9 protein-coding genes, 1 tRNA gene and 1 pseudogene are annotated in these 9,481 nt (G+C 63.9%); 2 read left to right on the top strand and 9 right to left on the bottom strand.

Annotated features, from left to right (window positions below; translation table 11 throughout):
• The 4 genes from KBA32_RS14890 to KBA32_RS14875 all read right to left on the bottom strand — a co-directional run bounded on the left by KBA32_RS14890 (nucleotide 1) and on the right by KBA32_RS14875 (nucleotide 4,296).
• A tRNA-Phe gene (locus tag KBA32_RS14890) sits at nucleotides 1-76 on the bottom strand.
• 109 nt (nucleotides 77-185) lie between these two features.
• Nucleotides 186-1,643 carry a sensor histidine kinase gene (locus tag KBA32_RS14885; RefSeq protein ID WP_294360490.1) on the bottom strand — a complete coding sequence of 486 codons (1,458 nt, stop codon included), beginning with the start codon at nucleotides 1,641-1,643 and terminating at the stop codon, nucleotides 186-188.
• The gene (locus KBA32_RS14880) at nucleotides 1,612-2,292 is read right to left on the bottom strand and encodes a response regulator transcription factor (RefSeq protein WP_294360488.1); all 681 of its coding nucleotides are present in this window, start codon (nucleotides 2,290-2,292) and stop codon (nucleotides 1,612-1,614) included. Before KBA32_RS14880 ends, KBA32_RS14885 begins: the two co-directional genes overlap by 32 nt.
• Before the next feature lie 453 nt (nucleotides 2,293-2,745).
• Nucleotides 2,746-4,296, bottom strand: a complete 1,551-nt coding sequence (locus KBA32_RS14875) for a 1-acyl-sn-glycerol-3-phosphate acyltransferase (protein WP_294360483.1) — start codon at nucleotides 4,294-4,296, stop codon at nucleotides 2,746-2,748.
• Between KBA32_RS14875 and KBA32_RS14870 the strand changes: the two genes are divergently transcribed.
• Complete coding sequence (locus KBA32_RS14870) at nucleotides 4,291-4,680, top strand: hypothetical protein (RefSeq protein WP_294360479.1); 390 nt, start codon at nucleotides 4,291-4,293, stop codon at nucleotides 4,678-4,680. The genes KBA32_RS14875 and KBA32_RS14870 overlap by 6 nt on opposite strands.
• A 56-nt stretch (nucleotides 4,681-4,736) precedes the next feature.
• On the opposite strand, the gene recG is transcribed toward KBA32_RS14870, so the two are convergent.
• Both recG and KBA32_RS14860 read right to left on the bottom strand, forming a co-directional pair.
• Nucleotides 4,737-6,791, bottom strand: a complete 2,055-nt coding sequence (gene recG, locus KBA32_RS14865; protein WP_294360476.1) for an ATP-dependent DNA helicase RecG — start codon at nucleotides 6,789-6,791, stop codon at nucleotides 4,737-4,739.
• Between the two features lie 3 nt (nucleotides 6,792-6,794).
• Entirely contained in the window at nucleotides 6,795-7,178 is a 384-nt protein-coding gene (locus tag KBA32_RS14860) for a RidA family protein (protein WP_294360473.1), read from the bottom strand.
• Between the two features lie 47 nt (nucleotides 7,179-7,225).
• Here KBA32_RS14860 and KBA32_RS14855 point away from each other — a divergent pair, with 47 nt between their 5' ends.
• Entirely contained in the window at nucleotides 7,226-7,561 is a 336-nt protein-coding gene (locus tag KBA32_RS14855) for a tetratricopeptide repeat protein (protein ID WP_294360470.1), read from the top strand.
• Nucleotides 7,562-7,583: 22 nt separating this feature from the next.
• Here the strand turns inward: KBA32_RS14855 and KBA32_RS14850 are convergent, their stop codons facing one another.
• The 3 genes and pseudogenes from KBA32_RS14850 to KBA32_RS14840 form a co-directional block, all read right to left on the bottom strand.
• Complete coding sequence (locus KBA32_RS14850) at nucleotides 7,584-8,360, bottom strand: SPOR domain-containing protein (RefSeq protein ID WP_294360468.1); 777 nt, start codon at nucleotides 8,358-8,360, stop codon at nucleotides 7,584-7,586.
• A gap of 34 nt (nucleotides 8,361-8,394) precedes the next feature.
• On the bottom strand, nucleotides 8,395-9,012 hold the full coding sequence (locus KBA32_RS14845; RefSeq protein ID WP_294360465.1) for a DUF2802 domain-containing protein: 618 nt from the start codon (nucleotides 9,010-9,012) through the stop codon (nucleotides 8,395-8,397).
• 97 nt (nucleotides 9,013-9,109) lie between these two features.
• Nucleotides 9,110-9,481: pseudogene (locus KBA32_RS14840) on the bottom strand (acetyl-CoA C-acyltransferase); the annotation flags it as partial.

Below are 9,481 nucleotides of genomic sequence, written 5' to 3'. Positions count from 1 at the left end.
TGGTGGCCAGTCGCGGAATCGAACCACGGACACGCGGATTTTCAATCCGCTGCTCTACCAACTGAGCTAACTGGCCGAAGAGCTGCGCATTATAGCTGCATCGTTTGCGCTCGTCAAAACCAGATGCGGACTTTTTCTTTATGATGAGAGTGGCGCGGGGTTGCGCATTGTTCGTTTACAACCGGCTACGGCTCGTTCGATGGGGCATAGGCAGGGAATACGACGCGCGCGACTGCTCCCTGCTGGCGATTTCCTGACTCATCGCTGGCATGCGGTGCCAGGCTCGCCTCCGCGCGGTGCAGTTGGGCAATCTCGCGCACGATGGCCAATCCGAGTCCGCTGCCTTCAACGCCGGTGCCGTCGACTCGGTAGAAGCGATCGAAGACTTTGCGCGCATCATCGATGGAAATCCCGATTCCGCTGTCCTCGATCTCAAGCACCACCTGGCCGTGTTCGCCAAGCGAGCGGGCGGTCACGCGGCCGCTTTCCGGCGTGTAACGCAAGGCGTTGTCGAGGAGGTTATTGATCATTTCGCGCAACAAGAAGACATTTCCCGAGATCACTGCGCGAGCAGAGGATTCAAAGCCGATGTCGATCAGTCGTTCTCTCGCCACCATGACCCATTCCCCGACAATCTCGCTGAGCAGACGGTCGAGTTCGACAGGCTCCATAACCTGCGCGCTGACTCCGCTCGCTTCCGCGCGCGCTAGAGTGAGCAGCTGATTGACGAGATGCGAGGCGCGGTCGACGCTGGTTGAGATGTTCTGCAAGGCATAGCGCAATTGCTGCGGATCTTCCTCGCGTGCGGCCAGCTGCGCCTGCATTTTCAGGCCGGTGAGCGGGGTGCGCATTTGGTGCGCGGCGTCGGAGATGAAGCGCCGCTGTGCGTCCATGTTGCGCTGCATCCGCTTGAGCATGGAATTGAAGGCATCGGTGAGCGGTTGCAACTCCTCGGGTACGCGAATGGCCATGATCGGCGAGAGGTCTTCCTCACGCCGGGCTTCGATCAGGTCACGCAGGCGCGTCAGTGGGTGCAGGCCGCGGGTCAGCCCGAACCAGACGAGGACGACTGCAAGCGGGATGATGACGAACTGCGGCAAGATTACGCTGGCAATGATCTTGTTAGAGAGCTGCGAGCGCTTCTCGAGTGTTTCTCCGACCTCGACCAGAGCCCAGCGTTCGCGCGGCAGACTCGCGTCACCGACGAGCATGAAAGCGACGCGCAGATCCTGTCCGCTTGTTTCGTCGTCGCGAAAGTGGACCTCGCCGGGGTCGAGTGCTGCGAGCTCGTCGGTCTCCTGATTCAACGGCAACTCGGGGTCGCCTGCGACGACCTTGCCGTCCGGACCGAGCACATGAAAATAAACGCTGTCGATCTCGTCCGACCTCAAGAACGCGCGGGCCTCGCCAGGCAGGGCGATCTGTGGCAGCCCTGCGTCAAACCTCACCTGGCGCGCGATGACCATCACTCGCTCGCGCAGCGCCTGGTCGTACGGGAAGTTCGCCACATTGGTGGCGAAATAATGGGTAACACCGATGCTGAGCGGCCAGACGACGAGCAACGGCGCCAGCATCCAGTCCAGGATCTCGCCGAAAAGCGAGCGCTGGGCGTCAGGATCGGGCGTCTTTTGCTGACTTTTCAAAGCAGTACCCGAGACCACGCACGGTTGCAATCGTCGCGCCACTGGCTTCGAGCTTCTTGCGCAGACGATGCATATAGACTTCGATGGCGTTGTGACTGACCTCCTCGCCCCAGCCGCACAGATGCTCGACCAGCTGATCCTTGCTCACCAGACGCCCCGCCCGGAGCATGAGAATTTCCAGGAGGCCGAGTTCGCGCGCCGACAAATCGAGCATGACGCCATCGACCAGGGCGCAGCGATCGTTCTGATCGAAGACGAGCGAACCGCACTCGATCACCGGTGCGGTTCCGGTCGAACGTCGGGTCAGCGCACGCACGCGCGCCTCGAGCTCTGCCAACTCGAACGGCTTGGCCATGTAGTCATCTGCCCCAAGGTCCAGCCCTTTAACGCGATCGCTGGTGCCATCGAGCGCGGTGAGCACGAGCACCGGAACCTTCGACTTGCGTGCGCGCAAACGGCGCAGCACGTCGAGCCCCGGCATCCGCGGCAAACCTAGATCAAGGATGACAAGATCGTAAGTTCCGGTCGTCAGAGCGTTGTCCGCGTCGCCCCCGTTGGCGACCCAATCGACCGCATAACCGGCGTGGCGCAAAGAGCGCCCAAGGCCATCGGCAATGATTCGATCGTCTTCGGCTATCAGAATTCGCATGCCACCCTCAACAAGGTTGCGTGTATGTAAGGCGCCTGTAAGTATCGAGCGCTATTCTGGCCACGCTGTTCTCCTTTATGGTCTTAGGAGTTATGGTTTTGACCCTAACTCGGGGAGTACCTGAAACTGCACCGGGCGCTCCCCGCCATTTTTTCATCTCGGCCGAGCGCAGAGACAGCCATTCTGCCACCATCTCTTCGGCATAAACGCACCTTCAAGCCGACACCGGCGCCACCTCGCCCGACCACCCGTGCGCCCCCCCCCTGAAACCCAGACAGCATGCGGGTTGAACTGCTCGTAACATGCCGTTACAGAACACGGACAAACCCCAAACAGACGCTGTGGCGCGCCCTGGATAAAGTAGCGCCGTAACATCAGTCCCCTCCTCTCGAAGCCAATTTCGAGATTTAGTCCCCGCCGCGAGCGGGGATTTTTTTATTTGCGCAGCCGTGCTTATACCATCCCGCCGCGCAGCTCGGTGACGATTTCCTGCAGGTGCTCCGGCGTTCCGTTCTCGGGAGCGACGGGCCCGCCAACGACCAGCTCCACCTTCGCCAGCCAGCGCAGTAAAGTCGGACGACTCATCGCCGGACCGTCTCGACGGCTGAAGAAACTGCCCCACAGGCCGCGCAGCGCCATCGGAACGACCGGCACGGGCGTCTCGGTGACGATGCGCCCGACACCGTAGCGAAAGTGATTGATTTCGCCGGTATGCGTGATCCGCCCTTCCGGGAAAAGGCCGATCAGTTCGCCGTTTTTCAGCGCCCGCGCCACCTCCTCGAACGCCGCCTCCTTCATTGCCGGATCTTCTTTCGCCGTCGCAATCGGGATGGTTCGCGAGTGCCTGAAGAGGAAGCCGACCACCGGCGTCTGGTGAATCCGATGGTCCATGACGAAGCGGATCGGTCGACGAATCGCCGCCATGATCACGACCGAATCGACGAAGCTGACATGATTGCAGACCAGCACCGCCGGACCGCTCCGGGGAATGTGCTCGAAGCCGGATTTACCGATCCGGTAGAACGAGTGGATCAGCAGCCAGGTGAGGAAACGCAGTATCAGATGCGCTTCGCAGCGATAGGCCCAGGCCGCGACCAGCAGGGCGCAGACTGCCAGCCCGGCAAACACGGTGCCAGCCCCGCGGGTCGGCAAGGCTGCGCCCCCCGCGATGAGGAGCGATACCGCGAGAATGATGAGGCCACACGAAAGAAACCGCCCTCGTTGCCGTGGATCGCTTCGCGCCTGCAACTGGACGTACAGCGTGGGCAGAGACAAGGAACCGAGAGCGACGAAAGCGAAGAGGTCGGCGAGTGCGCGCCAGTTCGGCGAAATGCCCGGCAGGTCAGTCGCCGCGCCGCCGGACGTCGCCAATTCCGTAGACAGGAAGACGAGATCGAGCGTGAAGAACGCCTGTCCGACAGCGCCTACCGGCACCAGACCAAACTCGAACAGACCTTCGGAGAGCACCACGCTCAGGCACAATCCGGCGATCACGCCGCAGAACGCAACAACGGCGAGCTGGACAAGGAGCGACTGCGCACCGGACTCGGGACCGAGGAGACGCCACAGTTGCGCAAACAGAAGCATCGACGACAGCCAGAACCACGCGACCCCGAACAACGCGAAGAGCGACGTCCGCTCAACGCCATGGGCGAGACCGTTTCGCACAAGCCACGTCAGTGGGTTGAAGCTGATCGCCGCGCCAGTGTCTGCCGGCCGGCCCGCCGGAAGCTCGCGGCTCGCCATGTAACCGACCAGGGCTGCGGCCACGCAGACAAGGAATATCCAGGGCACAAAGCGCCCGACACCATCACCAATGAGCACGACGGGAAGTACGCCACCAATGAGCGACAAGGAGCCTCCTGCCACGAGGAGAGTGTTTCCGCCGACGAGTTCATCCTCCGCCATGAGGCGCGAGAGCAACACGTGCCTGGCGTGCATGAGGAAGGTAAGCAGCACGGTGAGAACTCCGAGCGCGCACGTCACGAGCACGGCGCTTTGCATAGCGAGGCCGAGGCAGGCAAGGCCGACGACCGGAACCTCGAACGCCTTGACGATTCGCAACAGCCGGACGTTTTCATACTTATCGACGACTTGTCCGGCAACACCCGATACAAGCAGGGCAACGATAAAGATGCCGAACACCTGCAGGAGCGTCACGTCTACGTTTATGGACGACGTGACGAGGAGGCCGGCGTTGAAAACAGCCGACATCTGCACAACGAGGAGCGGGCAAAAACGCCGATCCCGGAGCAAGGCGAGGATGCGCACTCCCGGCGGCCACCCCTGACCGGACTTCGCACGCGAAGTCGAAACTGGATCAATCGCCACGACACGCTCCCCAGAGTGAATTGCAGCAAGCGATGGAACTCCCACTGGTTAATCTAGTTCGCCGGGTTCGCGCTGTAAACGTGCTGGCGAGACTGCCCGGGTATTCGACAGGGTCAGGCTTTCAACAGTTCTTCGCGACTGCCCAGCCAGCGCTGCAGGTGGAGTTCGGCACGGTCGGGCGCCCGGTGCAGCAGGTGTTCCGCCATGTCGCGCGCCAGTTCGATCAGATCGGTATCGACCTCCAGATCGGCGTAACGCAGGAGCGGCACGCCGGACTGGCGGCTGCCGACAAACTCGCCCGGACCGCGCAGATGCAGATCCTGACGGGCGATTTCAAAGCCATCGGTGTTCTCGAAGATGACCTTCAGGCGCGCGCGTGCCGTTTGTGACAGCGGCTGCTGGTAGAGCAACACGCACACCGAATCGTGCACGCCGCGCCCGACGCGGCCACGCAGCTGATGCAGTTGCGAAAGGCCGAAGCGCTCGGCGTGTTCGATGACCATCAGGCTGGCGTTGGGCACGTCGACCCCGACCTCGATGACGGTGGTGGCGACCAGCACGTCGATCTCGCCAGCGGCAAAGGCGGTCATCGTCGCCGCCTTCTCGTCGGCCTTGAGGCGTCCGTGCACGAGGCCGATGCGCAGGCCCTCGAGTTCCACGCTCAAGGCGGCGTGGGTATCGAACGCGGTCTGCAACTGCAGCTTCTCGGATTCCTCGATCAGCGGGCAGACCCAATAGACCTGGCGCCCGCCGGCAACGGCGACTCGAACGCCCGCCGTCACCTCGTCGCGCCGCGCGTCGGAGACGAGCTTGGTCTTGATTGGGCGACGACCGGGCGGCAGCTCGTCGAGGACGGAGACATCGAGGTCGGCGTAGTAGCTCATCGCCAGCGTGCGCGGGATCGGCGTCGCCGACATCATCAGCTGGTGCGGCGGCTCCGAGTTCTTCGCGCCCTTCTTGCGCAGCTCCAGGCGCTGCGCGACGCCGAAGCGATGCTGTTCATCGACGATGGCCAGCCCGAGGCGGGCGAAATCGACGCTCTCCTGGATCAGCGCGTGCGTGCCGACGACGAGCTGCGCCGTCGTCGCCGCCTGCTGCGTCATCGCCTGCTTCGCCGCTTTCTTGAGGCTGCCGGAGAGCCAGGCGATTTCGACGCCGAGCGGCTCCAGCCACGCGCGCAGCTTGAGGTAGTGCTGCTCGGCGAGGATCTCGGTCGGCGCCATGAAAGCCGCCTGATAGCCGGCTTCGATCGCCTGGCACGCAGCCAGCGCGGCGACGATCGTCTTGCCGCTGCCGACGTCACCTTGCAGCAGCCGTTGCATGGGGAAGGGCTGCGCCAGGTCGGCGGCGATTTCGGCCACCACCCGCTGCTGCGCGCCGGTCAGCCCGAAGGGTAGCGATGCCGACAGCTTCCGCGCGAGCACGCCGGCCGGGTTGAGCAGCGGCGCACCCTTTTGCCGTCGCGCGAGGTAGGCTCGGCGCAGCGAGAGTTGCTGCGCCAGGACTTCGTCAAACTTGACGCGGCGCCAGGCGGGATGCGAGCGCTGTTGCAGCGACGCTTCCGGCACGCCGGGCGGCGGTGCATGCAGGAGCTGGACGGCATCGGCGAAGGCGACCAGCCCTTGCTGACGGCACCATTCGGCATCGAGTAGCTCATCGAGATTGGCTTGCGTCAGCGCCGGCGCGATGAGCTTGCGCAAGGCGTTCTGCGAGATGCCGGCCGTGGTCGGATAAACCGGCGTCAGCGATTGCGGGAGTGTGTCGTCCTCGCTAACCACGCGATAGCGCGGATGCACCATCTCGGCACCGAGAAAGCCATGCCGGATTTCACCGAAGATGCGCAGCCGACGACCGTCATCGCGCGCCTTTTCGAGCTGTTTGGTCTGGCTGCCGTAGAAATTGAGGAAGCGCAGCGTCAGTTCGCCACTGGCGTCGGCAACGGTCGCGACAAGTTGGCGACGCGGCCGGAATTGCACCGAGACCTCAAGCATTTCGGCATCGACCTGCACCGGCACGCCGGGCATGGCTTCGCCGATCAGGGTGATGCTGGTTTCGTCCTCATAACGCAAGGGAAGGTGAAGGACAAGATCGTCGCGGCGATTCAGTCCGAGCTTGCGCAGCTTGTCCTGAATCGCCGGTGGCGCCTTGATCCCGTCCTCGGCCGCCATGCGTTACTTGGAAAGCTCCAGCACCGCGTCCGCCTCGACCAGTGCCCCGCGCGGCAAGGCGGCCACGCCGACGACGGCGCGCGCCGGATAGGGCTCGGGCACGTAGCGCGCCATGATTTCGTTGAACTTGATGAAGTTCGCCAGATCGGTGAGGTAGACGTTGATCTTGACGATATCCTCCAGCGAACCGCCGGCTTCCTCGGCGACCGCAGCCATATTCTCGAAGACGCGCTCGATCTGCGCCTCGATGCCGTCCACGAGCTTCATGGTCGCCGGGTCGAGGCCGATCTGGCCCGCGAGGTAGACCGTGTAGCCGACCTTGACGGCCTGCGAGTAGGTACCGATGGCGGCCGGTGCGTTCGGGGTGGAAATGATCGTTTTGCTCATTTTGTTGTCCTCCTCTCAACGGTTAGAAATCAGCTCAGGAATACTAGATGATGGCAGCAATTATCGCCAACCTCGAAAAGATGCTCGGCGGCCCGCGCGATGGCGCGCTGCTTCGTTACTCACTCGGCAACGAGTGGCTCAAGGCCGGCGATCCGGCAAAGGCGGCAAACCATCTCCGGACCGCGGTCGACATGAACGCCAACTACTCGGCGGCCTGGAAGCTGCTCGGCAAGGCATTGGCCGAGAACGGCGAACGGCAGGCAGCGATTGACGCCTACGAAGCCGGCATACGCATCGCCCAGGCGCGCGGCGACATTCAGGCAGCGAAGGAAATGACCGTGTTCGCCAAGCGGCTGCGCAAGCAGGATGAAAACAACGACTGAGTCGAACAACCCGCGCGGTCCGCTACCGCTTCGCGCCCTTGGGTGGCAGCAGCACACTTTCGATACCCAGCGCGGTCAGCCTGGCGCGCGCCGCGTCGGCCTCGGCGCGCGTCTTGAACGGGCCCACCTGGACGCGCGCCTCGATCGTCGCAGGGATGCCTTCCTGCGCCAACCGGGCTTGCAATTCCTCGGCGCGACGCGGATCGGCAAACACGCCAGCCTGCACCGCGTAACCGGAGAACAGCCGGGGCGGTGTCGGCGCCGACGGAGTCGCAGGACTGGCTGCTGACTCGCTCGGAGCGGGCGTCACCGGCGTTGGCGGCGCGCCCGCCTCTGCCGCTTGTGCGGGCGCAACCGGCACCGCTGTCGACACCGGGCTGGCGGCGCGATCTGGCGCCGATTGTTTGCGCGGAGCACTCGGCTGTGCGGCCACCACGGGTGGCGGTGGCGTATCGATACGCGGCGCATGCTTGTCGACGGGCGCGCTGGTCGCCTCAGGCTCAACGGGTTTTGATTCGGCGGGCGCCACCGCTTCCGGCGCGGCGACTGGCGGCGTTACCGGCTGCGTCACCATCTTCTTCGCCACCGGCACGGGCTCGGTGAACTGCGGCGGCGCGGCCACTTCGGGTTCCGGCTGCGCGCTGTAGTAGTCGAAGAGCGCCAAGCCCCCAAGCAGCGCGACGATCATCACGCCGGCGAACGCCATGCGCATCGCGAGCTTGTGCTTGATCTCGGTCGTGTCGTCCGTTGCGCCTGCCTGGTCGTTCTTCTCGTTCTTGTCGGTCTGGCTGCTTGCCATGATCTTCCCCTGCCTGTTTCAGTCGAACAAAGACTCAGATTTCCCGATTGCGTACCAAGGCCACGACGAGTTCGGCCTCCGCCCGCGAAATCCCGCAACTCTGTGAAATCGCTGCGGCGTCCAGGCCCTGCAGCGCGAACTGCATCGCCTCGTTGTAGAGCGGCGAGACGTTCGAGGCAACCTCCACCGGCTCTTCGACGACCTCGGCTTCGGGTAACTCGGCCGCAACATCCATCACCCGCTGCTGCTCCTCGCGCAACATCAGCACTTCGGCGCGCAATCCGCCGACTTCCTTGCGCAGTTGCGCGACTTCGCTTTCCAGCAAGGCCACCTGACGCTGCAAGGCGGTTTCACCGGGCGGCTCGTTCCACGGGAATGCGGCGTCGGACGGAGCGGCCAGAGGCTCGGGCGCACGCTTCTCGCGGTCAGGCCGGGCTGATTCCGGCTCGGTTCTCAGCTCCGGTTCTTGAACGGCAGAGTAGGCAGCCACGGCGGACTGCGCCGCCATCGCCGACATCTGTGTCTCGACGGCCTTCAGGCGTCTGAGCCGACGGATGCGCAGGAAAGCAACGATCACGTAGAGCGCCAGCAACGCGACGAGCGTAATCAGCGCGTCGCGCAAGCTCAGATTGATCGGAAAAGCGAAGTCCATCGGGCGCCCGGGTGTAGTGTCTGGCCGGTATTATGCCAGACACTTCCCGGGGGCCATTGGCCGGTTTCCCCGGCGTCGCACTACGTCGGCAAGGCGCTCAGAAGATCGCCTCGAACAGTCCGGCGGCGCCCATGCCGGTGCCGATGCACATGGTCACCATGCCGTAGCGCTGCTTCGTGCGTTGCAGGCCGTGCACGAGCGTCGCCGTGCGGATCGCGCCCGTCGCGCCGAGCGGATGACCGAGCGCGATGGCGCCGCCGAGCGGATTGACCTTGGCCGGGTCGAGATCGAGCTGGCGCATCACGGCGAGTGATTGCGCAGCGAAGGCTTCGTTCAGCTCGACCCAGCCCACGTCCTGCTGGCTGACGCCAGCCTGCCTGAGCACGCGCGGAATCGCCTCGATCGGGCCGATGCCCATGATTTCGGGCGGCACGCCGGCGACCGAAAAGCCGGCGAAGCGCGCCAGCGG

Origin of the sequence: Propionivibrio sp., assembly GCF_017995515.1 — a bacterium.
Classification (GTDB): Bacteria; Pseudomonadota; Gammaproteobacteria; order Burkholderiales; family Rhodocyclaceae; genus Propionivibrio.
Note: the sequence above shows the minus strand (reverse complement) of the source record. Positions and strands in the feature narration are given on the sequence as shown.

Excerpts from the sequence above, each read along its gene's own strand:
- KBA32_RS14850 (WP_294360468.1), bottom strand. The coding sequence starts at position 8,360 with ATGGCAAGCAGCCAGACCGACAAGAACGAGAAGAACGACCAGGCAGGC.
- KBA32_RS14855 (WP_294360470.1), top strand. The coding sequence starts at position 7,226 with ATGATGGCAGCAATTATCGCCAACCTCGAAAAGATGCTCGGCGGCCCG.
- KBA32_RS14880 (WP_294360488.1), bottom strand. The coding sequence starts at position 2,292 with ATGCGAATTCTGATAGCCGAAGACGATCGAATCATTGCCGATGGCCTT.
- KBA32_RS14845 (WP_294360465.1), bottom strand. The coding sequence starts at position 9,012 with ATGGACTTCGCTTTTCCGATCAATCTGAGCTTGCGCGACGCGCTGATT.
- KBA32_RS14875 (WP_294360483.1), bottom strand. The coding sequence starts at position 4,296 with ATGCAAAGCGCCGTGCTCGTGACGTGCGCGCTCGGAGTTCTCACCGTG.
- recG (WP_294360476.1), bottom strand. The coding sequence starts at position 6,791 with ATGGCGGCCGAGGACGGGATCAAGGCGCCACCGGCGATTCAGGACAAG.
- KBA32_RS14860 (WP_294360473.1), bottom strand. The coding sequence starts at position 7,178 with ATGAGCAAAACGATCATTTCCACCCCGAACGCACCGGCCGCCATCGGT.